Source organism: Cedecea sp. B1(4), assembly GCF_059414925.1.
On record NZ_JCAHMZ010000040.1, the window covers coordinates 1 to 309 of the forward strand.

The following is a 309-nucleotide window of genomic DNA, read 5'->3' on the forward strand; positions in this document are numbered from 1 at the left end:
GCCAGTGCAATTCGAAGCGGCCACCAACACGGCCATCAGAGACGGCCTGTCGATCTTTGTCGAGGTCGGCCCGCACCCGGTGCTGCGCACCTACATCAAGGACGCCTTGGAACAGGCTGCGCAACCAGGCCGAGTGCTGGTCACCGCATCGCGGGGCGAAGATGATCCGGAACGCATCCACGATACGGCGGGACAACTCATCCTGAGCGGCGCGACGGTCGACTGGCAGGCACTGTTCCCCTGGAAGGGAGAATATGCGTCGCTTCCGGCCTATCCGTGGCAACGCGAACGCCATTGGCACTCGGTCAC

1 protein-coding gene is annotated in these 309 nt (G+C 63.8%); it reads left to right on the forward strand.

Annotated elements, in window-relative coordinates; genetic code table 11:
- The coding region (locus ACR6JA_RS22060) for a hypothetical protein (protein ID WP_494599514.1) at positions 1-309 on the forward strand (309 nt) is incomplete at both ends.